17 protein-coding genes and 1 pseudogene are annotated in these 24,335 nt (G+C 51.0%); 9 read left to right on the top strand and 9 right to left on the bottom strand.

All coding sequences use genetic code 11. The annotated features are described in order from the left end of the window. Positions 1–103: 103 nt before the first annotated feature. Positions 104–3,994 (bottom strand): CBM35 domain-containing protein, encoded by a 3,891-nt coding sequence (locus MYS68_RS06490; protein WP_248925049.1) that lies wholly within the window; start codon positions 3,992–3,994, stop codon positions 104–106. Between the two features lie 259 nt (positions 3,995–4,253). On the opposite strand from MYS68_RS06490, the pseudogene MYS68_RS39045 reads away from it, so the two are divergent. Both MYS68_RS39045 and MYS68_RS06480 read left to right on the top strand, forming a co-directional pair. Next, positions 4,254–4,478: pseudogene (locus MYS68_RS39045) on the top strand (transposase); the annotation flags it as partial. A gap of 559 nt (positions 4,479–5,037) precedes the next feature. Then, complete coding sequence (locus MYS68_RS06480) at positions 5,038–5,337, top strand: alcohol dehydrogenase catalytic domain-containing protein (RefSeq protein WP_248925048.1); 300 nt, start codon at positions 5,038–5,040, stop codon at positions 5,335–5,337. Between the two features lie 417 nt (positions 5,338–5,754). On the opposite strand, the gene MYS68_RS06475 is transcribed toward MYS68_RS06480, so the two are convergent. Continuing rightward, a complete protein-coding gene (locus tag MYS68_RS06475) occupies positions 5,755–6,114 on the bottom strand; it encodes a hypothetical protein (protein ID WP_248925047.1) in 360 nt (119 codons plus the stop codon). Between the two features lie 236 nt (positions 6,115–6,350). Continuing rightward, positions 6,351–7,508, bottom strand: a complete 1,158-nt coding sequence (locus MYS68_RS06470) for a M48 family metallopeptidase (RefSeq protein ID WP_248925046.1) — start codon at positions 7,506–7,508, stop codon at positions 6,351–6,353. Positions 7,509–7,957: 449 nt separating this feature from the next. Between MYS68_RS06470 and MYS68_RS06465 the strand changes: the two genes are divergently transcribed. Continuing rightward, the gene (locus tag MYS68_RS06465) at positions 7,958–8,347 is read left to right on the top strand and encodes a MerR family transcriptional regulator (RefSeq protein ID WP_420852097.1); all 390 of its coding nucleotides are present in this window, start codon (positions 7,958–7,960) and stop codon (positions 8,345–8,347) included. Then, positions 8,344–9,174, top strand: a complete 831-nt coding sequence (locus tag MYS68_RS06460) for an NmrA family NAD(P)-binding protein (protein ID WP_248925044.1) — start codon at positions 8,344–8,346, stop codon at positions 9,172–9,174. Before MYS68_RS06465 ends, MYS68_RS06460 begins: the two co-directional genes overlap by 4 nt. 586 nt (positions 9,175–9,760) lie before the next feature. On the opposite strand, the gene MYS68_RS06455 is transcribed toward MYS68_RS06460, so the two are convergent. After that, entirely contained in the window at positions 9,761–12,391 is a 2,631-nt protein-coding gene (locus tag MYS68_RS06455) for an adenosylcobalamin-dependent ribonucleoside-diphosphate reductase (RefSeq protein ID WP_420852096.1), read from the bottom strand. 421 nt (positions 12,392–12,812) lie between these two features. On the opposite strand from MYS68_RS06455, the gene dat reads away from it, so the two are divergent. Beyond that, positions 12,813–13,688 carry a D-amino-acid transaminase gene (gene dat / locus MYS68_RS06450; protein WP_248925042.1) on the top strand — a complete coding sequence of 292 codons (876 nt, stop codon included), beginning with the start codon at positions 12,813–12,815 and terminating at the stop codon, positions 13,686–13,688. 42 nt (positions 13,689–13,730) lie between these two features. On the opposite strand, the gene MYS68_RS06445 is transcribed toward dat, so the two are convergent. The 3 genes from MYS68_RS06445 to MYS68_RS06435 form a co-directional block, all read right to left on the bottom strand. Beyond that, positions 13,731–14,117, bottom strand: coding sequence for an RpnC/YadD family protein (locus tag MYS68_RS06445; RefSeq protein ID WP_248925041.1), 387 nt, complete (start codon positions 14,115–14,117; stop codon positions 13,731–13,733). Positions 14,118–14,192: 75 nt separating this feature from the next. Continuing rightward, complete coding sequence (locus tag MYS68_RS06440; protein ID WP_248925040.1) at positions 14,193–15,038, bottom strand: lipoate--protein ligase family protein; 846 nt, start codon at positions 15,036–15,038, stop codon at positions 14,193–14,195. Then, complete coding sequence (locus MYS68_RS06435; RefSeq protein WP_248925039.1) at positions 15,038–16,135, bottom strand: hypothetical protein; 1,098 nt, start codon at positions 16,133–16,135, stop codon at positions 15,038–15,040. Before MYS68_RS06435 ends, MYS68_RS06440 begins: the two co-directional genes overlap by 1 nt. 136 nt (positions 16,136–16,271) lie before the next feature. On the opposite strand from MYS68_RS06435, the gene MYS68_RS06430 reads away from it, so the two are divergent. From MYS68_RS06430 to MYS68_RS06420, 3 genes are all read left to right on the top strand, one after another. Next, positions 16,272–18,065 carry a DEAD/DEAH box helicase gene (locus tag MYS68_RS06430; RefSeq protein WP_248925038.1) on the top strand — a complete coding sequence of 598 codons (1,794 nt, stop codon included), beginning with the start codon at positions 16,272–16,274 and terminating at the stop codon, positions 18,063–18,065. Then, positions 18,062–19,279, top strand: coding sequence for a YqhG family protein (locus MYS68_RS38815; protein ID WP_248925037.1), 1,218 nt, complete (start codon positions 18,062–18,064; stop codon positions 19,277–19,279). Before MYS68_RS06430 ends, MYS68_RS38815 begins: the two co-directional genes overlap by 4 nt. 135 nt (positions 19,280–19,414) lie before the next feature. Further along, positions 19,415–20,509, top strand: coding sequence for a hypothetical protein (locus MYS68_RS06420; protein ID WP_248925036.1), 1,095 nt, complete (start codon positions 19,415–19,417; stop codon positions 20,507–20,509). Between the two features lie 109 nt (positions 20,510–20,618). On the opposite strand, the gene MYS68_RS06415 is transcribed toward MYS68_RS06420, so the two are convergent. Next, positions 20,619–20,828 carry a YqzE family protein gene (locus MYS68_RS06415; RefSeq protein ID WP_248925035.1) on the bottom strand — a complete coding sequence of 70 codons (210 nt, stop codon included), beginning with the start codon at positions 20,826–20,828 and terminating at the stop codon, positions 20,619–20,621. Positions 20,829–21,050: 222 nt separating this feature from the next. Here MYS68_RS06415 and MYS68_RS06410 point away from each other — a divergent pair, with 222 nt between their 5' ends. Next, positions 21,051–21,461 (top strand): YjdF family protein, encoded by a 411-nt coding sequence (locus MYS68_RS06410; RefSeq protein ID WP_248925034.1) that lies wholly within the window; start codon positions 21,051–21,053, stop codon positions 21,459–21,461. A 951-nt stretch (positions 21,462–22,412) separates the two neighbouring features. On the opposite strand, the gene argS is transcribed toward MYS68_RS06410, so the two are convergent. Further along, entirely contained in the window at positions 22,413–24,131 is a 1,719-nt protein-coding gene (gene argS / locus MYS68_RS06405; RefSeq protein WP_248925033.1) for an arginine--tRNA ligase, read from the bottom strand. Positions 24,132–24,335 lie beyond the last annotated feature (204 nt).

Raw genomic sequence — 24,335 nt, 5'->3', positions numbered from 1 at the left:
CCTCCTTCGAATCATATCATCCTGTTGTCTATAGCGTTCATGTTCACCTGGAGAAACCAATAGATTCCCCCGCAATACGAACTGTAGAAGCACCGCCATTCAGCTAAGCTGGAATTCCGTTCGGGACGCCGTCAGGGATCCCGATCTTAATCTCATCACCTATGCCGAATTCGCACTTCTTATCTGCTGGTACGGTAATCGCCGTATCCTTGACCGCCGATGATACATTGGCGCAGGCAGTGCAGTTTCCCTCGGTTGCCGCTGTGATGCTATGGCTGGTCAAAGCAACGCTGTCCACCACATTGACACTGAGCACAGCCGGATTCCCCAGATTAAATAGGATAGAGAAGTCCGCCTTATCACCGCTCTTCACCCCCAGTGCGGCCATAGTCTCGCGCTTGATGGTCAACATATCTCCACTGACCGTATAACCATCCGTTCCCAAAGTGCCATTGTAAACGGCACCTGATACTGTTGCTGCGTATAACACCCCGGTCACAGACTTGGCATCATTCCATATGATGCTAGTGCTTACATCCCCGGGAACATGGAGATCATAGGTGGCCTTTTCAGGACTAACATCCGCGTCCTTCTTGGAGACGGTAATGGTGAAGTCCTTGGAGTAGTTCACGCCGATCCCGCTTCCTTCTTCAATCGTAGCGGTGACAATGACTGTTCCCGCTCTTGTGGCGGACAGCACATTCCCATTCAGGGAAGCTCTTGTTTGCCCGGCATCCTTGATGCTCCAGGTGATGCTCTTGCGCGTGGCCCAATCCGGTGAGACTGTTCCAGAGAGAGTCAGCTTCTGTCCTGCCTGCACTGCCGCCGGGACAGCGGTAATGTCCGACACCGCGTGGAATGTAGTGTCATAAAGGTTGCGCGGCTCAATCTTAAACCGTTGGCTGTCTTTCCCCTCGTCATCAGCCAACCGCAGAACAGCGTTGTTTCCTTTGGATGCTTCATTGACCGTAATCACCTTTCCGTTGCTTTTGTTGATCACTTTGTAATAATCGCCATCCTTTTCCAGACGCCACTGTTCCGTATCGGAGGGAGTGGGGGCATCTTCAAGGGTATGATTTAGAATAAGCTCTTGAATATCTGAATCAGGCTTGATATCGAGGAAGCGTGCGCCACGCATAACCAGGATCCGGTAATAGCCTGTTCCCAGATCCAGGAATCGCACTAATTGACTATTGGTTTCGCCATTGGAATATTGAATAACGGCTGCTCCTTGATTGTACTTCTCACCGGCAACACTCAGCGCCTTGCCGCTATGCTTCGGCTGGATTTTCACCATCTTCTCGGGGGTAAGTTCCCTGGCCTTCGTGCTGATGAAGCCTCCGCTGAATTTATCCAGGATCAGGCTGTCTATATTGAGCTGTCCGGTATCCCCTTCCTCACGGCGGAATTCAATGCTATTCTTCCCGGCTTCCAGATTGACCGTCTCGGTCGCGTCCGTCCAGGTATCCCAATTCTCTGTCGGCGGCAAGGAAACTTGCTTGATCCGTTTGCCGTTCACATACATGGTCATGGTTCGATTCGACGATTGTACACCCGAATAGCGCAAGGTTGACGTGTAGGCCGCTGTATAGGGGACATTCACTTCAAACCCGATAGAATCCCCTTTTTTCTGGAATAATCCGACATAACCGTTGCCTTCGAACCATAGACGGTCTCTTCCGATACCCACCGTACCTAAGAGGGTTGCTGCTTCCGCCTGATATTTCCAGGGCGTGCGCTTATTCAGATGAATATGATCGATATGGATGACACCTGAATCTCCGGCTGCATTCTTATAGGTGATGCTGTTTTTCCCTTTGTTCAGGGGAACGGTTACAATCTGTTCCTTCCACACCTTGGCACCTCCGGAGTAGGGAAGGACCATGTCCTGTACAGGCGTGCCGTTCACCTCCAGCGACAATGTTTTGCCGCTCTGCTCTGTGGCGTACCGCAGCTTGAGATCGTAGGAAGCCGCATACTCGATATCCACAGAGAATTCCACGGATGAGTTCAATTGGGACAGACCGCTCACATAACCGATTCCCGTATTTCCATGCTGAGCCTGAACGACCCTGGCATCCGCTCCACCTGTCGTTTTGGCGGATTCCGCCTCATACGTCCAGGTCGCCGCTTCGGTAACGGAGATATAATCCAGATTGACATTCGCCGGATCGCCCCCGTCACGCTTATAGGTGATGACATTGCTTCCTCCCTTCAGGAATACATTGTCATATCTGTCAGCCCACTTGTCCCATTCCTTCTGACCGAAGAAATTGACTTGTTTGATCTTGGTGCCATTCACATACATGGTCAAGGTTCGATCTTTCCCAGTTCCAGCTCCATAAGCCAGCTTGACCGAATAGCTGCCCGCGTGAGGAGCGTTTACTTTAAAGCTGATCGCCGCGTTCGGCTTCGTGAACCCTCTGACAAAGCCTGAACCGCTATATCCCGCATGATTTTGAGCAATTCCCGTTCCGCCGGACAACTCTGCGCCCTCCGCTTCATACAATACGCTTTTCTTGACAATGATAGCATCCAGCCCCAAAGCACTTTTGCCGGAAAGACGTACGATGTTGCTGCCGTCGTTCAGCCGGACGTTGTGAACGGTTTTTATGTCGAAGTTCAGCTTGTTCTCCGATCCGGCATTAGACGGAAATACAAGCGCGGCAGGAGCCTCCTGATTCACGCCCAGTGTCATGGTGACCGGTTCTGTCGTATTGTTGTTGTAACGGAAGTCCAGCGAGTAAATCCCCCCTGCATTCGTGTTGACTGTAAACTCTACATAGTCGCTGTCATTGCCGTTGCTGAACCGGACATATCGGCCGGACGAGGCATAGATGCTGTTCATGGTAGCTCTTGCGGCCCCTGATAATTGCGCGTCTTCCGCTTCATAGACTTCGCTCTTCTCTTCCCCGGAGGGGCGGCTAAGCACGGTGCCGGGATTGGACGGGATGCCCAGATTGATAAAGTCATTGTCGGTCCAATTGATCCGCTGAGCGCGAACCTCCCTGTTCTTGCCGCCTTGACTATGGGTCGGTATGCCATGGTATGTAATCCAGTCCTCTGTGCCGTCTTCGGATTTCAGGAATAACGGTGAGCCTGTCGAATAAGAACTGTTTTCATCCGAACGTTTCATGATCGGTTCGGGATGTTTATTCCATGCCGCTTCATTCTCCACACTTTGGGTCAAATCGGCCCAGGACAGGCCGACAGCATAGTTATCACTCGTGTAGCTGCTGGCGGAATAGGCAAAATAAACTTTTCCGTTTCGCTCCACCACGGCTGCGCCTTCATTCACATTATCAACATACTTCTCCCAGTCGTAGGTCGGCCTGGCTAACGTAATCTCTTCGCCTTCCAATGTCCACGGGTTTTTCATTTTGACAATCGTGGGGCATTCATCAAATGTCTCGTTTCCCGTTTTGGGATCTGTATAGTAGAAATATTTGGTGTAGGTAAGGTATCTCTGCCCTTTGATGGTGACAAAGCCGGTAGGCAGTCCATAGCTTTGCGTATTCAGCAAACCTTGTTGGGGTGTAAGTCCGTCTCCATTATCATATGTTCCCTTCAGTTCCCAGGTCCCTTCAAATGGATCGGGCGAGCTGTTCTCCAGAACATAAGAGCTGGGGTGGCCATAAGCAAAACGCCCCGCTTTATCACTAACCTTCGGACCGGAAGCGAAATAGATGTACCATTTGCCATCGATCCTGTGCGCATCGGGCCCCCATATAAATTCCAGATTATCGGGTAACTTCCATACTTCTTTACTCTTCGCGGTGGAAACGCCAAGAATGGTTTCATGCCGTTTCAATACAACATTGCCATCGCCTGCCGCCGAGTAGTAATATCCATCGTCTTGCCGTTCAATGGTAGGGTCGGCTCCTTTCATCAGCGGGTTAAGATATGAGGATGATACATCCGCATAGGCGATATTGGTCAGCATCATGACGAGCAGTACCACCATGGACACAACAAACAAACCGACTCTCCTCATTACATCAATTTCCTCCTTAGAGAATCATATACTTGATGCTTACACTGTACTGCGGTCCCTCCATTCCAAGCCTTAAGAATCTTTAGGTCTTTCTGTACGATTTTTGTTATTTACCTGAAACCGCTTTCAAACGGACTGCCCGACTGACACCACACATTTGTTGTACGTATCGTTTACTGACTTTTCCAGTTCATCTCCGCCGTTTTCTTTGAATTTCTTCACGTAATCATCGAACACATCGACGCTGGCCTCGCCAGTAATGTCTATCACAGACAGCCAAAATACACTTAAGGAACTATTTGCGAATACCCTGCAGGAAATGCTAGAGGCCGAGATGGATGATCATTTGGGCTACGAAAAGCATGAAGTAAAGAACAAGAAGATTTTGAATTCTCGGAACCGGCATAGCAGGAACATCGTTGCATCTGAATATGGCGACGTTCAGCTTGAAATTCCCCGTGATCGTCAAGGTGAGTTTGAGCCCGCCATGCAGCAGATGGGCATGAGGCTATTGAATGTCCCCATAATTTCATCCGATTCGTATGTTGTTATGACCGGCTGCCGCTGTATTTTGAATGAGCTATTGTTCTCAGATAGCGTATTGTTAGTTCGGAGATTGATATCCTCGTATTAATAGTAATGAGACCCTCTCGACGACTTCCTCTTTATTAACAGTTACGCTCCCAGAAGCCCTCCGATAGGCACTTTTATGAATGACTTGCACAAAAAGAGGCACATAAAATTTGGGGGCAACGGCTTTAGGGTAGCTGCCATTTCGCGTAACCACAAGAAATTATCCGTTATCTTAAAAGAACTTAAACAGATTTTGGTTCGATCGATAAGCTGTAATTCAGTCATTATGCAGGATGGTATTGTGTTGGAGACAACACGCGGAACAATTTTCAAAAAAATACTTTTAAAGAGACGGAGTGGGTGCCTCCGTCGGACTTCAAAAGTAACTTGTTCTGCAAACAATATTGACTTAGAGTTAACTCTAATCCTTACAATACTGGGCATCACCTATTACCAAGAAGAGATATCAAATGATGAATACACAAATGATTCTAAAGGAATACGGCGGAACGGATACGATGTGCATGGTCGAGGAGCCGCTGCGCCGTCCGGAGCCAGACGAGGTTCGCGTTCGCGTGCTGACAGCGAGGGTTGCGCTCACGGATATTATGCGCCGGGAGGGCAAATACCCGAACCCGCCGGCACCACCATTTACGCCGGGATACGATGTGGTTGGTGTCGAGGATGAGTCCGGTGAAAACATGGGGCAGTTTCGTCAGGGAGACCGGGTGGCCGTATTTTATAACAGTACCGGAGGGTATTCCGCTTAGTGTGCGCCAAAGCCGATGAACTTTACCCCGCAGCGGCGGCCGCAACCGTACTCAATTACGTCACAGCTTATCAAATGCTGCACCGGATGAGAAGAGAGAGTTGTCCTGCTTTTGACGTTCAGTCTGTCCGCATGAGAGGCTATACCGAAAGGGAAAAACAATTCTAATTAATTCTGAAATTTCACAAAAAAAAGAAAGAGAAATGTGATATTCCATAATTATTTAGAAAATGGAGCCCGCAAACCCGCGCCGCTCCATTTGGGTTGTTCCATATTTGATTAGAATTTGAATTGCCTCGCGGCGAAAATGGCCGTTTGTTGCAGAAATCGTTAGAATAATTTTCGGTACTATTTCGACGTGTTTGCATAAAAATACACGAAATATCTAACGAGATTGTTTCAATTACTTTATCTCGATTTATAATCGTCCTTCAGTTATTTTCATTATTAGATCTTCTATTTTATTTTTAATTTCCTTAATATCTCTTGAGTAATACTTCATTATTGGTTGAATCCAGTACTCAGTTTGTTCTTCCCAATTATTAGTCCATTCAACGACTTTGAGGCAGTATTGACCATCCAGATTAAACTCTGGATACCAACCTAAGTCTATTATTCTTCTTTGAGAGGTATTTACTATTTGTAATATATCTTCGTTGAATTCCCATCGGTCTTCATAATCGTCGTTATGAAACCTCTCCGGGCATACTTCAGTAAATATATTTTTATTGATTATCCATCCATTAGGGATATTCAATGGAACTAACGGCAATGTCATAAAGTCATTCCTTTTAGCTTTTTATATTTCTATTCCCAGGTATTTCAGCTAACGTTCTTGTACTTCACGAACCCGAGAACCTTGAGGCAGCTTTAGCTGCCGGCCGCAACTCGGTTAGGTTCGCAGAAGTTGTTCTGCCTGAATCCACTCCCCACGAAATGCCTCGTGCAGACTAAAGCTCTGTCAGGAGCCGCAGCGTGAATAAGGTGTTGTTAGGTCATGCCGACAGTCCGCCTTCATTGGATCCTACCGGTATTTAGGTATGAAATATATGCTTCCGTGAGTTGAACCCCATATCTTTGGTCCTTCAATAAGCATTTCGAAAGTTGATGCTCTTGGTACTTTTCATTAATAACAGGCACATATGACAAACGCTTATTTAATGTCGGATGCGTATCTTTAGGGGTCGGTATTTGATTGAGAGCAAACTCAAGCGTTTGTGTAACCAATCCCTGATAGTTCTGCAACTCATCATCAAACACTCGGTAGTAGTCAATCATTCCTTGCCCATTACGATATTGCCCACGAAGTTGGTTCTGGGCTATTTGTTCAAAAACTCTGCCAATGCTTACTGTCTTTTTCAAGGCAGAGGAATAGCTTCCTGATCCACAATAAATTGTTGCCAATAGGTCTGCTCTTTGCTCTCTGGCTTTGGAAATCTTTTTGTTGTAAGAATCAAACCATTTAAGATACGTTCGTAAAGCGTAACGCGGAAGTATTGATGGAATAGATGTTAACGGACCAAAATCAGAATTGGTATGAAAATTTGTTTTCCCGCTATGAGATAAAACAGTTTGAATTCCTACATATACGGGATAGACACGTCTACTGTATTCCACATCCCACCCTGTATAATGGGCGGCTTCATGTGCAATAATGGAGCGCAGTTCGTTTAACGTCAAATGATTAAGTAAAGGGTAGCTTATAGCAAGTATACGCCCTTTTACTTTTCCATTTATTACAGTAAGCTCCGAATCCGTTACATAAAATGAAGAATCTGCTTGAAGAACAACATGTTCGGGAGGATCGCATTGCATGCGCATGAAAATGCCCTTGATAAAATCAAATAATGCCGGTTCGTTTTCAATATCTATTCTAATAGCCGGTTCAATTGATGACGGCCGCCATATTGAACGCCATAAACCGTGTATAACCGCTATTACTCCGAAGATGATTCCAATCCCAACGGCAAAAGCAAAATATAACATAATGGCTGAAATGACTGGTGGGGCTAAATATTCAATGACCCAAAGTACTGCAATACCAATCCCAATTGTAAGGAGCGCTGAAGAAATTAATACCAAATATAAGCCAGGGATAAACAGGAGTGCCTTTTTCATCATATGATCAGGATTATCCAGTACATCTACATTTGGAGCAGTAACATTCTGCATTTTTCACCTCAATGAATTGAATTCAGTAAAAATTTTACCACAAATTTCATATTGCTGTTTAAAATGTTTTTAACCCTCAGATCTAGCCCAATAGTTGCTCACAAGCTCCATTCCTAACCGTTTTCTATACCAAAAGTAACTCAATTGAAAAAAAAGAATAGTGAGACTTCTTCTATAAAATAAAAAAAGAAAAGAAGTGTCGTTTTCCCTTCATATGTTGTCTGATATTAAAGTTGTTGAATTAATAATAAAGTGTTTAATTTTGATAATAAAGTTGTTTAAAACGTTCGGCGCCGTTAAACTAACGGTTACGCTACCGAACAACATCCTGCGAGTTATGACTAGACTAATTGCCATCCCCTTAGGGGCCTTTTTTTATTTAATCTTTTTTCTTGACCTTTACACTAATGTGAAGCTTTATAATAAAGCTAACGTTCCCAATCGATGAGGTGATCGTTTTGAAGATAGGAAAGGTAAGAAAAATAACTGGCGTTAGTGCCCGTTCGATTCGTTATTATGAGGAGAAAGGATTGATCAAAGCATCTCGCCAAGAAAATAATTACAGGGAATATGACGAAAAGGTAATCGAATCCATAAACGCAATTCAACTTTATTTAGGTTTAGGGCTGACAACTGACCAAATTCGAGACATTATCTTCTGTAGATTTCCTGAGCAGGAGCATAAAGATAAAGACGTCTATTGTGAAGAATTAATGCTTATGTATCAGTCGAAAATGCATGAGATCAACCAACAAATAGCTGCTTTAACCGAAGCAAAGTTCAATTTGGCTGAGAAAATCAATCTGCTGGCACAAAAACGCGAGGAGGAAAATGAATGACTATATTAGTTGCAGGGGCAACGGGAACCGTAGGGCGACACGTCGTGGACCAGCTTCTTCAAATGGGGAAAAAGGTACGTGCATTGACACGTAATCCGCTGCAAGCCAATCTTCCTAAAGATGTAGAGGTTGTTGCGGGAGATTTAAGTGTTCCGAGTACGCTAGCTTCTGCGTTGAATGGCATAAGCGGCATGCATTTGATTACAACAGGCGCCGAATATACCCCGTTACAAACGGGACCCGAAATCGTTGAACTTGCTGAGAAGGCTGGGGTGCGCAGAGTTACCGTATTATGGAACGGAGAGAAAGGCCCTTTTGAGAAGGCAGTTGAGGTTAGTGGTCTGGAGTGGACTCAACTTCAAGCCTTTGAATTTATGGCAAATGCACGGAAATGGGCGAACTCTATACGCTCTGAGGGGGTTGTTCGAGATCTGTTTGGAGGATCACGAATTGCTTCTGTTCATGAAGCCGATATTGGAAGAGTCGCAGCGGTTGCACTAACTGAGGAAGGTCATGCAGGTAAAATTTACACATTAACAGGGCCTGAGAGTTTGTCGGTTCAAGATAAAGTTCGGATAATCAGTGAGGTTATTGGACATGATATTCGATTTATCGAAAGCTCTGAAGAAGAAGAACGTGAACAGATGAGGAAAATGGGTGTTCAGGAGGATGCAATAGATTACGTGATTAGTTGGCACCTTAATCCGCCTAAATCTGCTTATACGGTTTTGTCGACAGTTGAGGAAGTAACAGGACACAAACCGTATACTTTCGCTGAGTGGGTTAAGGGGAATGCAGGGTTTTTTATCAATTCGGATAACTCTTGAATCTATTATTTTATTAGACAAACATGTTAGGGCACATCGCTGGCAGCGATACGTTCAACGATTCATTCGTACAAGGGGGCGAACCTCGAATTGTTAAGCTAGACGGGTACGTTAGTTTAATGATTTTAAACAACTTTATTTCTAACCCGGCCCGCATCATAGGCCGGGTTTACTGCATTATTTGCGACCATTTTAAATAACTTTATTACTGGAGAAAATCATAACCGGCAGCACGGTAGCTTTGAATAAGCTGCGCCCCCTTTTCTTGATAGGAAACAATATCGGTCAAAAATCCCTCATGGAAAGCAATTATAAGAGCTTCTTAGTTATCACAGTCCACTTGCTGCGGATCAGCCGCGGCAGGAGCCGGTTCGTCAAACTTCATGAATTGGATAAGATCCATCCAATCGGAATGCTTAAGGTCAGCATTTCGAAGGGCTTGGTCAATCTGACTCGTCGTAAGCGTATAGTAAAGATGCCTAAATAAGAGGGCAAAGCGTGCTTTGCCCGCAATAGGGATTTGGAGTTTTTCCATCTTCTATGAGAAGAGCAAAAAAAGGCCCCCTAAGGGAGCCTTTCTTTCATCTTAACTGCAACGGCTGTATCCGCAGTTGCTGCAATTTTTGCAGCCCTCGGAGTTGATGAGGGACGCGGAGCCGCAGGACGGGCACAGGTCGAGGGAGGTCGCCGCGCTCTTGGTGACGGCGTAGTTGATCGTCGGCGTTTCGGCGATCACTTCTCGCGTTGCGGTGACGTACGGGCTGGCGCCGCCGTCGTCGACGCGGGATTCCTCGTGCATCTCAAGCGCTTTGGCGACGGCGTCTGCGATCGATTCTACGCGGTTCGCTCCGAAGCCGATGGCGCCGGATCCGCCGATGCCCTTCAGGTGCTTGATCAGCAGCTTCACTTTGTTGCCGTGGTCGCCGTAACGCAGGAACAACGAGCAAACGCGTCCGAGCGCTTCCGCCATAGCGAAGACGTCCGAACCGGCTTTGCCGACATTCAGGAAAATTTCGCTTGGCGAGTTGTTCATATCGTTGATCGTAATATAAGCCATGCCGAACGGTGTATTGATCTTGTATGTGGCGCCGCGAAGAATTTGCGGACGGCGTTTGTATTCCTTGTCAAACACCTGCTCGGTCTTGGCATCGACATTCACGGCAAGCGTGCTGGACAGGCTGGTGATGCTGGCCTTCTCCTTGTCGCTTGCAGCCGGAGCAGCTTCTGCTGCAGGAGCTGCTTCAGATGTTTTGTCTTCCTTCTTATCGGTGGACAAGACTTGAACGTCGCGGCTGCCGTCGCGGTAAATCGTTACGCCTTTGCAGCCGAGGTCGAACGCAAGCTCATACAGACGTTTCGTCTCTTCCACCGTGAAGTCTGCCGGACAGTTGGCCGTTTTCGAAATGGAGCTGTCGACCCACCTCTGAATGGCTGCCTGAACGCGGATGTGATCCTCCGCCGACAAATCCATCGCCGTGACGAATTGCGGCGGCAATTCCTCGTTAGGATGCTTATCTTTCCATTCCTGCGCAATCGGCACATACTGCTTGTCGAAGCCGAGGCGGCTTTGACGGTAGTATTCGAACGCAAAATACGGCTCAATACCGGTAGACGTTCCCACCATCGTCCCTGTACTGCCTGTAGGCGCCTGGGTGATGACGGTCACGTTGCGCATGCCTTGCTTCTGAATGGCTGCGCCGACTTCCGGGAATTCGGCAACCATCGTTTTCATGAAGCCGCTTTGCAGAAACTTCTCTTTGTCGAAATGTTTGAACGAACCTTTCTCCGCGGCGATTTCCGAGGAAGCGAGGTATGCTTCTTTAGCCATAAAACCGTACAGCTTGTCGAGGAATTCCAACGACTCCGGGCTGCCGTAACGGATTTCCAGCTTGATCATCAGCTCGGCAAGTCCCATGGACCCGAGGCCTATGCGGCGCTCGCCTTGCTGGTTGATGCGGTTTTGCTCAAAGTGATAAGGCGTTTTGTCAATGACATTGTCGAGAAACCGGGTCGAATAGCGCACCACTTTTCCGAGGTCTTCCCAAGCCACGTCATGCTTCTCCGCATCGTAAAACTTGGAAAGATTGATCGCGGACAAGTTACAGACACCCCAGGCGGGAAGCCCTTGCTCGCCGCACGGATTCGTGCAGATGATCGGATTGAAATACCAGCTGTTCGACATCTGGTTGTAATATTCCATGAACACGACGCCCGGCTCCGCCGACTTCCACGCGGATTCGATAATCGTGTGCCATACGTCGCGAGCTCTCACGGTACGGTAGTGCTTCACCGGTTTGCCAAGCTTCTTCCACTTATCGAGATCGCCGTCCCACAGCTCGTTGTATTCCGGGTCGGTCGTATCCGGATAAACGAGATCCCATTCCAAATCTTCCTTAACGGCTTTCATAAAACCGTTGCTCACGCAAACGGACAAGTTGGCGTTCGTAATTTGCCCCATCGTCTGCTTGACCGTAATGAAGTCGAGGACATCGGGATGCCAGTCGTTCATCATCAGCATGAGAGCGCCGCGGCGGCTGCCGCCCTGCTCGATCAACCCGGTCGTGTAGCTGAACAGGCCGCCCCAGGAAACCGCACCGCTGGACGAACCGCTGACTCCTTTGACGATCGCGCGGCGTGGACGCAACGAGGACAGGTTAATGCCTACACCGCCGCCGCGTGCCATAATTTCCGTCATTTCCGACAAAGTGGCAATAATGCCGCCGCGGCTGTCGTGCGGAGACGGAATGACATAGCAGTTGAACAGCGTCAGCTCGTCGTTGGCATCGGCGCCGGCCGCAATGCGCCCGCCCGGAACCAGCTTCCAGTCATGCAATATATAATTAAACTTTTCCGTCCACTCTTTCTGTTTCTCGGGGGTTGCTTCAACGGAAGCCATCGCTTTCGCCAGACGGTTCCAAAGCTGCTCCGGCGTTTTTTCGACCGATAGGGTCAGCTTTTCTATAGTTGAATCGACCGTTTCTCCGCTGCGGAGCTTGATTTTCACCTGCTGCCCTTGCCTGCTGATGACTTCGCCCACTTCCTTGGCCGGAAACTTCGGATCATCCTTCGTAAGCACGAGTACGGTGTCACCGACTTTCGTGTTGTTCGTATCCGCATCCTTCAGCGCGTAACGATCGAGAAAAATTTTCTCGCTTAATCCTTCCAATTTCAATTGTACCGTATCCAACAGCAACACCCTCCCGACAATAGTGAACATTTTGACGCAAAATCGTCGAAATACAGCGAAAAACAACCATATATAGGTTAAAATTATGTATAACGAAAATCACAATATATGGTATGCGAATTTCATTATACAACACTAGATATTGTGTTTCTAATGGGTGATTAACGAAATTTTAAGATTAGGACAAGACGTCCCCCCGAAAGCTTTTATTTTCTCCCGCATCCTCTCTTTTTTGCGCCTTCCAAATCAATACAAATCGACAAAAAACGACCATAAATTCGGGTATTACGGGTCTTGACTTTGCACTTTAAGTACCAATCCAATATGATCGATCGCGAAATTCCAATGATCTTTGACGCGTCCGGTCACATCTGATACGCTAGATTTAGATTAACACAGCATCAAACAAATATCAAACATATGTTCCCCAAAACAGCACGAGGTGATTCCATTGTACTTTTTCGAAAATCGGTTTATGCCAAAAAATGAGGTTGCCGTTTCACCCGACGATCGGGGTTATTATTTCGGGGACGGCATATATGAGGTGTTCCGCGTTTATAACGGCAGGTTGTTCGAAGCGGAGGCTCATTTCGAACGGCTCGTTCGCAGCGCGGAAGGCATTCGCATCGAGCTGCCTTTTTCCAAAGAGGAGATACATAGCATTTTAAACAAGCTGATTGACATGAATCATATCTCCGAAGGCACGGTTTACATGCAGGTTACGAGAGGGGCGGCACCGCGCGTGCATCCGTTTCCGGCCGGCGCGAAGCCGGTTCTTATGGCTTACTGCAATGAGGTGAAGCGGCCTCTGCAAACGATGCGTCAGGGCATAGCCGCCGTGACGATGGAAGACATTCGCTGGCTGCGCTGCGATCTGAAGACGCTCAATCTGCTCGGCAACGTGCTCGCCAAGCAGCATGCGCTCGATCAAGGAGCGGACGATGTCATTCTTCACCGCAGCGGAACGGTCACCGAATGCAGCGCATCCAACTTTTTCATCGTGAGGGAAGGCAAGCTGCTCACTCACCCTGCCAACCATCTGATTTTGCACGGCATTACTCGGATGGTAACGCTCCGTCTGGCTCATGAGTTCGGCATTCCGGTGCTCGAAGAACCGTTCGCCGTTCAGGACCTGCGTCTTGCCGACGAGGCATTTATTACCGGAACAACGGCGGAAATTACCCCAGTGGTGCGAATCGACGGCAAGCCGGTCAAAGACGGCGTCCCCGGCCCGATTACGAAGCGGCTTCAGGATGCTTTTGAACAGGCAATTCAGTGGTCGGAAGCGGATGACAGAAAGACGTACATAAAGTCCGCAATAGATTGAATGTGGGAAACCGCTAACCGGACAACAAAAAAAGGCCATCGTTTACCGATCATTCCGGCAAACGATGGCTCTCTTAATTGTAGTTGTGGAAAATCCGTCAGTGAAGCTGTTTACGCATTGCTCGATCTTTTCTTCCGGGACGCCTGTCGCGGCCTCGATAGCTGCATTATCCAGCCCCAAGGCGATCAAATTTCTCACTACATTTTCTCTTTCTAATGCTCTGCCTTTTTCAATTCCTTTTTCAATTCCTTGTTCGATTCCTTTTTCAATTCCCTTTTCGATACCTCTTTCAATGCCTTCTTCAATTCCTCTAAGCTTGATCGCTTCCAAGTTTTTTTGCAGCCCCATGACAGACACTCCCTTCTCCTTGATCTCAAGAATCAAATGCTCGACATCCCGGCTTTCCGGCGGCAACTGCACTTTAATCATATTGGTCAGCCAATTGATAAATTGCCCCTGCAAATAAATTATCGTTTACAAAACCTCCGGGGAGAACCAAAAGCTCTACCTCCGAAGGTTCCATGCCTCGTTATCGTATTTCTCTTCCACCAACTGCCGGGCCAGTTCCTTCTCGTAGTCCGACAGCTCGCCCTTCTCCAGCGTGATGTTCATCCCCCGGGCAATTCCATCCCTAAATGCTTCTTCCACTTCCTTAAGGCCAACCGGAGGTTTATGCTGCAGTGCGAGCAGCTCGTTGATCGCCACCGCCCGCTTCGTGAACTGCTCCTTGAGCTTGTCCCGCAGCCGATCGCTGGAAAACTTCAGCACCCTGAACAACTGCTCCGTATCCATATCGAGCAATATCGAGCCGTGCTGCAGGACGACGCCCTTTTGCCTCGTTTGCGCGCTGCCGGCGATTTTGCGGCCCTCAACGACGAGCTCGTACCATGAAGGAGAATCGAAGCAGGCCGCCGAGCCGAGCGACTCGTACTTTTGCTTCTCCTCCTCCGAAACAAGCTGAACCATCTGCGCATCGAGCCCAAGGCCCCTGAAACCGAGAAGCAACCCCTCGCTAAGCACCCGGTACGCTTCGGTGACGCTTTTCGGAATGCCGGGGTACTGTTCGGGCACGATGATGCTGTACGTGAGCTCCTTGTCGTGCAGCACCGCCCTGCCGCCGGTCGGACGGCGAACGAAGCCGAGGCCTTCCGTGCGAACCGCGTCAAAATCAATTTCAGCCAGCGCCTTTTGAAAATAACCGATAGATAATGTCGGAGGATTCCATTCGTAAAAGCGTACGGTCGGCAGCGCCCTGCCTTCGCTGACCGCGACGAGAATCGCCTCGTCGATCGCCATATTCTCCGCGGGAGAGCATGCTCCCGAATGTATGAACCGCCAAGAAGCTGCCATCACGTCCCGTCCTTTTTCACACAGATGAATTTCCCGGAAGCGAGTCCTTCGATTCGCACTTCGCGGGCGCCGGGCTCCGCCAAATCCGGCTTCACAAACTCGATCGCGCCGTCGTCCGCCAAAATCGCAAACTCGTCCGCCGTTCGATCGACTGAAACCGGCCGATGGTCCCATTCTAAAAATACTTGTTTTCGTGTGCTCAAGTCAAGAAGGGCGATCGGCTTCTCGATATCATTCGTGGCGGTCAGATCGTTGCGCAGGATCAGTCCTTTGCCGTTCATGGCGGCCATGCTGTAGGAAAACGGCTTCGTATTCGAAATGAAATTGCTGAACAGATCATAAGGCGTTTGCTGCGGATTGAAGCGGTACACCTTATTGGACCATTCGGACTTGGTGCGCTGCGCAATCATCATATAAACATCGCCGTTCGTGTCGACAGCCACTTCGTCAAGCGGATACCTCCGCGCTTCCTGAATCATTTTTCCCCAATCGCCCGTGGTCAGGTCCGCCTTGTACAAATTGGAGCTCGTATCGTGGTCGTTGTCCGTCACGAAGTATACGTCCTTTCCCCGGCCTTCCATATCCTCTATGCCTCCGGGAACGAGCCACTCCTTGACCCATTTATGCGAGGCGAGCTGATAAATGCCCACCTTGGTGTAATCGCCGCCTTTTTGCGGCGTTTTATCCGCGGAGACGAAGAAGGCGAGATCACCGTAAATGTAGCAAAATTTCGGCGACATCTGCGGGGTGGCGATCTGTGAAAAGCTATTTGAGTCTTTGTCCCGCAAATAAAATCCTTTGAACGCCTGCGCATCCTTGGGATTGTACACGGTCACGAGCAGATGGTCGTTCGTGTAACCCATATGGCTGATCGGCTGCGCGGTGCGCAGTATCGGTTTCATCTGCTGCGTCTTGCTGTCCACGCTGTAAACGGTGTCATCCGAAGCCACGACCAAATCTCCGGCTTCGTCGACCGCCTGTTTGACCTCGGTCCCGATCGTCTGCTTGATTTCCTGAGGTTTCGTCCCATACCAGCAGCCCGAGGCCAACATGCATGTCAGCAGGAGCAGCGTGTAAACCGCAGGTTTTCGCTTCATCCGTCCGTCCTTCCTTTCGGTTGCCTCTCAAGTTGCGTTTTCCCCATCATACCATGAACCCGCGCGTTTTAAAGCAACTATTTTCGAGCATACTAGATTTTAACACTTTGTGTAATTTATTCGTGGAGGTTCAGCCATGCCGACAACGGATCACCCCCATATCGTTCGCGAGCTGAATCAAAGGCTGCACATTCAATTTGACCGGGAGTGGTTTCACGAGCTGTCCGCCCGCGCCGACAAAAACGGTCCGTGGGACGGTTGGACGATGTTCCAGCTCGCCTACGAAGCGGAGCAAGCCGGTCTGATCCACAGCTTCGACGAGCTGCAGTGCCTCGTTCATCTACAGCAGGTCGTGCCGATGCCGCATCAGCTCGATACGGCCAAAAAAGTGCTGACGGAAATGCGCGGCCGCGCCATTCTCGCCGATGAGGTGGGGCTTGGGAAAACGATTGAAGCAGGGCTGATTTTGAAAGAGTACATCATTCGGGGCCTTGTGAGAAAAGCGCTGATTCTCGTTCCCGCCTCCCTTGTTCTGCAGTGGGTGCGCGAGCTGAACCAGAAATTCGGCATCCATGCGGTAGCGCAGAAAAAGGAATACATGTGGGAGCAATACGACATCGTCGTCGCCTCCATGGATACCGCCAAACGCGACCCGCACCGCGAAATCGTGCTCGCCCAGGAATACGACATGCTGATCGTGGACGAGGCGCACAAGCTGAAAAACAAGAAGACGACCAACTACCAATTTATCAATGAGCTTAGAAAAAAATACTGCCTGCTGCTGACCGCCACGCCGGTGCAAAACGACCTGGGCGAGCTGTACAACCTGATCACGCTGCTCAAGCCCGGACAGCTCGGCGGCCACGGCAGTTTCCAGGCGAATTTCGTCGTCGACAAGCGGATTCCGAAAAACGAAGAGCTGCTACAGCAGGAGCTGTCCAAGGTCATGATCCGCAACCGCCGCAGCGACGGCAATGTGACGTTTACGAAGCGGATCGTCAGAAACATCCATCTGACGTTGTCTCCGGAAGAGCAGGCGCTTTACGACGGCGTAACCGATTTCGTCAAGGGGCGTTACGAGGAAGCAAAAGGCGACATCAGCAGCATCCTCTCGCTCGTTACGCTGCAGCGGGAGGTTTGCTCGAGCCGCGACGCCGTTTTTATCACCTTGGTCAACATGTTCAAAAAGACGCCCGAGGACTCGCCGGTCCGCGCGAAAATTTGGGAGCTCGTCGAGCTGATCCGCAGCATCAAAGCAAATTCGAAGGCCGAGAAAGTGCTCGAGCTGCTGGAGGAAATCGGCGACAAAGCGATTATCTTCACGGAGTACCGCGCTACGCAGGAGTATTTGCTCGCCTATCTGAAGGAGCATAAAATCAGCGCCGTTCCTTACCGGGGCGGTATGAACCGGGGCAAAAAGGACTGGATGATGGACCTTTTCCGAAACCGCGCCCAGGTGCTTGTCGCCACCGAAGCCGGCGGCGAAGGGATCAACCTGCAGTTTTGCAGCAACATGATCAACTTCGACCTGCCGTGGAACCCGATGCGGGTCGAGCAGCGGATCGGCCGCGTCCACCGGCTCGGACAGAAGCAGGACGTGAAAATATACAATTTATCGACGCGCGGCACGATTGAAGAATACATTCTTTCCCTGCTCCACGAAAAAATCAACATGTTCGAGCTTGTCATCGGCGAGCTTGACACGATTTTGGAGCGTTTCGAGAAAAAGACGTCGCTCGAATCGCGCATCGCCAGGATGATTCTGGAGTCGCGCAGCGAAGACGACATCCGCAGGGAGATGGACGATCTCGGCCGCTCGTTTTCCTCCATCCGAACGGAGTATGAGGACGAAGCGAAGAAACCTTCGGCCGGCGCCATTCTCGATGCGGTAGGCCAAACCATCAACCGCGATATCGAGGTGAGACCGTGAACGTCGAACAAATCCGGCATTTTCTCATGCGTTACCTGGAAGCCGAAGAGTGCGACATCATCGAGAAGCATCCGGCCTACGTGACGGTCAAGCTGTCGCCTTCGGCCGACAAGGATCTGACGAACCGGCCGTACTATTGGAGCTTTGTCGAGCGCACCGGGGCGCCGGCGGAGACGGTGACATATACGTTTATCCTCGAGCCGGAAAAAGCACGCGAGGCGCTGCCCAAAGGGCCGCCCGGACCGGCACAGCCGTGGCAGGCGCAGGTGGACGTTGCGCCTCCTGGCAGCCTGGGGGGCGCGGGCGGGTCCCAGGCACCGGGGGGCGCGGGGACGCAGCCGGGGCCGCTGGGCGGCGGGAGTGCGGCCGGGGTGCAGCCGGGGCCGATAGACAGCGTGGGAGCGGCATTGGGGCCACCTGCGCCAATTGGCGGTGCGGCGGGCGGCGGAAGTGCCGGCGCCGTGGGGATGCAGCCGACGGGCGGCATTGCGCCGAGCGGGGCCGCGGAGGCGAACGGCACGATTGCAGCGGCGCAGCCAGCCGGACAGCCGGACAGCATCCTCGGCCGCTATTTCGGCTTCGTGCCGCAGTCGGCGGCAACCCGCATCCCGAGGGACGACGTAACGTACGGCAGCCGCCGGCTGGAACAAATTTTCGCCGCTGTGCGGGCCAAGGGCAAATATGTGCGGCTGTTCGAGGAGCCGCCGCAAGGACATCGCATGGCCTCCGTACCTTTTGCCTACGATACGTGGTTTCATGTGAATTACAAGGTGGAGCTGGCGTGCGATTTGAAGCGCAATGAGCTGCATTCGCTGGCGATCCGATTGTCGACCGGCGAGATTGCCGAGCATTTTTTCGATAAGGTGGCCGTTAAAAAGCTGACGCCCCGCCTGCCCGCAAACGTTCACATCATTCCCGACAAAATGTCCTTGTCTCACGGGGCCAGCGTCCTGGAGCGCTTTTTGGAAAACAAGTTGAAATTATATGACCACGCATGGGCGGAAGAAGCGCACGACCGGCTGCTGGAGGAGCTGGCCAGAATCCGCGTCTACTACGAAAACTTGATCAAGGCGGCCGAAGACGACAAAAAGCCCGACTTCGAGGCGCAATACCGGAGAAGGCAGGCCGAAGTCGAATGGCAGTACCGCCCGCGGGTCCATGTATCCGTCATAAACTGCGGTTTGTTTCATCTGAATGCGTCCGGCGGGCCATGAATTGACGAATCTCGATAAAAGGCTGCAAAAAACAATGCAAAAAAAATTTATTTTCGCTTACAGGTTCTAACAAACTTTTCAGCGCATATTCTCTAGAATGAAAGCATATACATAAGATTTCGGGCAGGTGAAAAAATGACCAAGCTATCCGCAGTCATCGCCGTCCTCCTCGTGGGGACAGGCCTCTATACGGGAGCGCCGCTCAGTTCTTCCGAGGTTAGCCGTACGATTGCCGCAGCGCCGTCTGCGGAGGAAATACCGGTCCTGGCTGCGGCACAGCATATACCGGCCGAGACGGCCACGACGTCCGGCAGCGTGTACGCACCGGCACAGATTCCCGCTCCCGTGCCGAGCGGAAGCGCTTCGGCGGACAAGCCGCCGGCAGATCAACCCGGAACGGCATCCGAATCGAAGCAGCCCGCGCCATCCGCACCGGAGAAGCTTGCGGATGCAACGACTTTGGAAGAGGCCGTCGCGCAGTGGAAACAGTCGCTCGCCAAGCAGAAAGGCTTCGAATCGTGGCAAAAAGCGACCTGGACGAGCAGCACGCTCGGCCCCGGCATGCATGGCTGGATCGTTATCCTGAAGCAAGGCGGCAGCGAAGTCGGCTATATGGTCGTACACGCCGCCAGCGACGGTACGCTTCGCCTCGGCGAATACGGCACCGGCAAATATCCGCTGTTTAGCTTGAACACGCTGTACAAATCTTTGGTACAGCATGAACTTATCGATATGTCTTTTTCGAAATTTGCCGAGTCGAAGGAGCTGCACGGGGAAAAGCTTTATTACAATCCGCTGCAGGCCGTCTGGAAAGTGAAACTGAAATCGAAAACCCATCTGATCGATGCGAAAACCGGCGAGCTTCTTCCGGTGCGGGAGGCTGTTTTGCCAAGTGAGGCCTCCTCGGCCGAGAACGGAAACACCAAAACCGCAAGCTCGCATACAATAGTAGAAAGGCTTGATCTCCCTGCCTTCGATCCTTACGAAAAGCTTCCCTGGGTGAAAGGCAAGCCGCTTGAAATCCGGTCATTCGCCGAACTCAAGGAGCGTATCGCCGAAAAGCAGAAAATCACGTACGTCGGTTTTTTGTACGGGTATGAGGTGACGGTTCCGCTTGCGGTAACCGGGTATCATGCCTGGTCCAAGGACGGTTACGTGCTGCTGGACCAAGACGGCCTGCGCGCCGTCGATTATGAAACTCTTCCTTCATCATCGCGGTTTTACCGCTGAATAACGGTTTTTCTCCTCTCTCTTCCTATATTGAAAAGCTTCGCTTTTCTCACGGATTCGGATATTAGCGTCGTCCGGATTCGCGAGAAAAGGAAGCTTTTCCTTGTGTTTAGCGCTGTTTGTACTTTTCCTTTATGCGCCGCCGCTGCTGATCCGCCCACATTTTCAGCGAAAACGGAACAAGACCGAACCAGCGGTACACCCAATCTTCGCGGACCGTTTTCTGGTTTTGTCTGGCCTGCTTGCGCACCTCCCGCGGCGTATCAAAGTAGGCGACAACCCGTTCGGTGATGTACTGGACGAGTTCTTCCCCTTTCACAAGCCCCCTCCTTTCTGCACGTTATTAGGATAAACCACGGCTTCTATTAGTTTTACCGAACTTTCCCTTGTTCAAAACTTGTTATCCATTTACAATGATGGATGCAGCGTAAAAACACGGTCCGGTTGGTAGTCCGGGCGCGCCTTTTCTCCGGAAGGGCGCCAGTATCCTTCCCCCTCGGGATGTCCGTCGTCTGCGTTGTACTTCGAGGAGGGGAATTTTATGAAATTAACCGTTTTTTTCGAATCTCCGTTTTGGGTAGGCGTGGTTGAAGATGAAGAGAACGGCAAGCTGAGGGCTTTTCGCCATGTCTTTGGCGCGGAGCCGCATGACGCGGAAATTGCCGAATTCATCGATCATACGCTGCCCCGGCTGCTGGAGCGCACGTCCTGTGCGGTCGACGTGGAAGCAAGGCCGACTCAGCGCATTAACCCCAAGCGGCTTGCCCGCGAAGCCGCACAGGAGATGCGGCGCAAGGGCGTTTCATCCTCCGCGCATGCCACCCTCCAGCTCGAGCTGGAGCACCGCAAGAAGGCGCGGCGCACTGTTTCCCGCGAGCAGCGGGAGCAGGAAGAAGAACGCAAGCGCGAGATCGCCCGCATGAAGGCGAAAGCCAAGCACCGCGGGCGTTGACGCGCGCTCACGCCGTTTACCGCTGCGGCTCGGCGGGGTTGGGGCGATGCCGGTCCAACGCATGCCGCGACAAGCTCAGGCGACGGCCGCGGCGACCGCACAGGTTGTGGCCGTGGCCGTGGCTTTGGCTCGGCTGGCTACCTCGACTTCGGCCCCGAGCAGCCGCCGCTTCTCTGGTTCGGCCGCCCATCGCGACTCCGGCTCAATTTTGTCAGTTTAACGGACTTTCACGGAATCTTGGGTTTGACCAGCGGAGATCCGCCAAACAAACCGAACTAACTAAATCTGTTTTCCCGCTAAAATAAGAGATTCATTAAGCATAAAGGAACTGACGTTCGCTATCCTCGGGTAAACTTACGTGTCTGAAAAAATAGAGGAACTGAGATGCGCTAAATCGGGGAAAAATGGTGTAAGGAGCGGCAAAACAAGCAAATAACGCACCTGAGTTCCTTTAATCTTGGCAAACCGCTCGAAATGACCATTTTAGCGCACTGTAGTTCCTCTATGAACCGGGGACTAGCCTGACAACACTGGGCTCTACCGCGAATCCCCGAATAATCCAAGTTTTTGCGATTATCCCTGCCGTTACATCATTCCCACAACCGGGGCATGCGCTTCAGCGTTACATGGCGGCAGTCCTCCCTCCCGCATATATCCCAGCTACCACCACTTTACGCACCACCAAACCATCATACCTCGACGAATCTCCGGCTTAGCCAAACAAAATCGCACTGCTTGCCCGAGAACATCCGGCGTACAATGTTTCCGGAATCCGACTTCCGTCTCACTGGAAATGTGACTTCTGCCAGCCTGGCGAGTTCTCCCAATTCGAGTCTTTAAAGGAGCAGCGTCTTCCTTTATCGACATGAAAGCTTGCAAATTACGCAAAAAAGGAGCCACAAAGAAGAACATTCGTTCCTCTTCGGCTCCTTTTCGTTGTTACACCAACCGTCAAATCTTTTCCGGCGCTTCCAGGCCGATCAGCGCAAGTCCGTTGCGCAGCGTAATTTGCACGCACTTCACGAGCGCGAGACGTGCAGCCCGCAGCGCCGCATCGTCCACGAGAATCGGGCACTCGTGATAGAATCGGTTGAAGCTTTGCGCCAGATCGACCAGATAACGGCTGATGATCGAGGGCTCCAGCTTATGCATCGCCTGCTCCACGCGCTCGGTGAACAGGTAGATCTCCTTCAGCACGCCAAGCGCCTCCGGGTTACCGAGCAGTCCCGCATCCAAACCGTCTGCGCTGACGGCAATTTCTCCGGCGTCGCCGCCGGAAGCTTTCCGCAGCACGCTGCAGGCGCGCGCATGCGTATACTGTACGTACGGTCCGGATTCTCCCTCGAAATTAAGCGCATCCTCCCACGAGAACACGATGTCTTTAATCCGGTTATTGCTCAAATCGCTGAAAATAACGGCGCCGACGCCCACCTTGCGGGCAACCTCTTCCTTGTTTTCCATGTTCGGATTTTTCGCTTCGATAATTTCCCGCGTTTTCTCAATTGCCTGAGACAGCAGCTCTTCGAGGCGAATGACGTTGCCCTTCCGCGTCGACAGCTTGGCGCCTTCCAGGCTGACCTTGCCGAACGGCACATGCACCAACTTGTCCGCCCAGTCGTAGCCCATCAGCTCGATGACCTTGAACCATTGCTGGAAGTGCAGGCTTTGTCCGGCATCGGTGACGTAGACGCATTTGGCGAAATCGTACGTATCCTTGCGGTAAATGGCCGCCGCGATGTCCCGCGTATGGTACAAGGTGCTGCCGTCCTTTTTGAAAACGAGCACAGGCGGCATATTGTAGTCGTCGAGGCGGATCAGCGTAGCGCCTTCGTCCTCCTCGAGCAGCCCCTTCTCTTCCAGCTTGCCGATGACCGAAGGCACCATGTCGACATAAAAGCTTTCGCCTGCATACGAGTCAAAGCGGACGCCGAGCAAGTCGTACATTTTATGGAACTCTTTCAGGCTGATGTCAACGAACCATTTCCATAGGCGGCGCGCTTCTTCATCGCCCTGCTCCAGCTTCACAAACCATGCCCGCGCCTCGTCCTCAAGCGCCGGATTGGTTTCCGCTTCGTCGTGCAGCTTCACATACAGCCGCTGCAGCTCGTCGATTCCTTCGGCTTCCACGGTTTCCGCGTTGCCCCAATATTTGTAAGCGACGATCAGTTTGCCGAACTGCGTGCCCCAATCCCCGAGATGGTTCACTCCGACGCTGTTGAAGCCGAGAAAGCGGAAAATTTTATAAAGCGAGCTGCCGATTACCGTTGAGCGCAAATGCCCGATATGAAACGACTTAGCGATATTCGGAGAGGAAAAGTCGATCACCACGTTGCGGCCCCGGCCCAAATCCTGCGAGCCGTAACGGTCGCCGCGGGACAGCACTTCCCCGATAACATCCTTCGCAAAAAATTCCGGCTTCAGGAACACGTTGAAATATCCCGATACCGCATCGACCTTGGCCACCGCCTCATGCGGCTGCCACGCCGTTTTCAGCTCCTCGGCGATCGCCTGCGGTGCCTTTCTCATCTGCTTGCTCAGCTTGAAACAAGGCAGCGACAAATCGCCCATCTGCGGATTCGGCGGATACTCGATCAGTTCCATTAATTGTTCGCGGCTGATCCCTTCGATATGAGGCGCAAGGTGATCCGCCAGCAGCGTTTTGTAATTCATACAGCAATCCCCTTCCTTCGTTGACCGTTGACCCGTTGCGGCAAGCACTTTTACAAACAAAGCACCCCTTGCGGAGTGCTTTCTGAACGTATAAGCATGCCACCCTAACACAAAACTGACATTGCTTTCTATTATAAATATTTGCACAAGCGAAAGTCAAGCGTTAAGCTCGTCAGCAGGCTGCCCGCCTCGATGCTCGTCTTC

Source organism: Paenibacillus hamazuiensis, assembly GCF_023276405.1.
Taxonomy (GTDB): domain Bacteria; phylum Bacillota; class Bacilli; order Paenibacillales; family NBRC-103111; genus Paenibacillus_AF; species Paenibacillus_AF hamazuiensis.
This window is presented reverse-complemented; position numbering and strand designations above follow the sequence as displayed.

Bases quoted from the DNA above. Each gene is read 5' to 3' on its own strand.
- MYS68_RS06490 (WP_248925049.1), bottom strand. From the start codon at position 3,994: ATGAGGAGAGTCGGTTTGTTTGTTGTGTCCATGGTGGTACTGCTCGTC.
- MYS68_RS06480 (WP_248925048.1), top strand. From the start codon at position 5,038: ATGATGAATACACAAATGATTCTAAAGGAATACGGCGGAACGGATACG.
- MYS68_RS06475 (WP_248925047.1), bottom strand. From the start codon at position 6,114: ATGACATTGCCGTTAGTTCCATTGAATATCCCTAATGGATGGATAATC.
- MYS68_RS06470 (WP_248925046.1), bottom strand. From the start codon at position 7,508: ATGCAGAATGTTACTGCTCCAAATGTAGATGTACTGGATAATCCTGAT.
- MYS68_RS06460 (WP_248925044.1), top strand. From the start codon at position 8,344: ATGACTATATTAGTTGCAGGGGCAACGGGAACCGTAGGGCGACACGTC.
- MYS68_RS06455 (WP_420852096.1), bottom strand. From the start codon at position 12,391: ATGTTCACTATTGTCGGGAGGGTGTTGCTGTTGGATACGGTACAATTG.
- MYS68_RS06445 (WP_248925041.1), bottom strand. From the start codon at position 14,117: ATGATTAAAGTGCAGTTGCCGCCGGAAAGCCGGGATGTCGAGCATTTG.
- MYS68_RS06440 (WP_248925040.1), bottom strand. From the start codon at position 15,038: ATGGCAGCTTCTTGGCGGTTCATACATTCGGGAGCATGCTCTCCCGCG.
- MYS68_RS06435 (WP_248925039.1), bottom strand. From the start codon at position 16,135: ATGAAGCGAAAACCTGCGGTTTACACGCTGCTCCTGCTGACATGCATG.
- MYS68_RS06430 (WP_248925038.1), top strand. From the start codon at position 16,272: ATGCCGACAACGGATCACCCCCATATCGTTCGCGAGCTGAATCAAAGG.
- MYS68_RS06420 (WP_248925036.1), top strand. From the start codon at position 19,415: ATGACCAAGCTATCCGCAGTCATCGCCGTCCTCCTCGTGGGGACAGGC.
- MYS68_RS06410 (WP_248925034.1), top strand. From the start codon at position 21,051: ATGAAATTAACCGTTTTTTTCGAATCTCCGTTTTGGGTAGGCGTGGTT.
- argS (WP_248925033.1), bottom strand. From the start codon at position 24,131: ATGAATTACAAAACGCTGCTGGCGGATCACCTTGCGCCTCATATCGAA.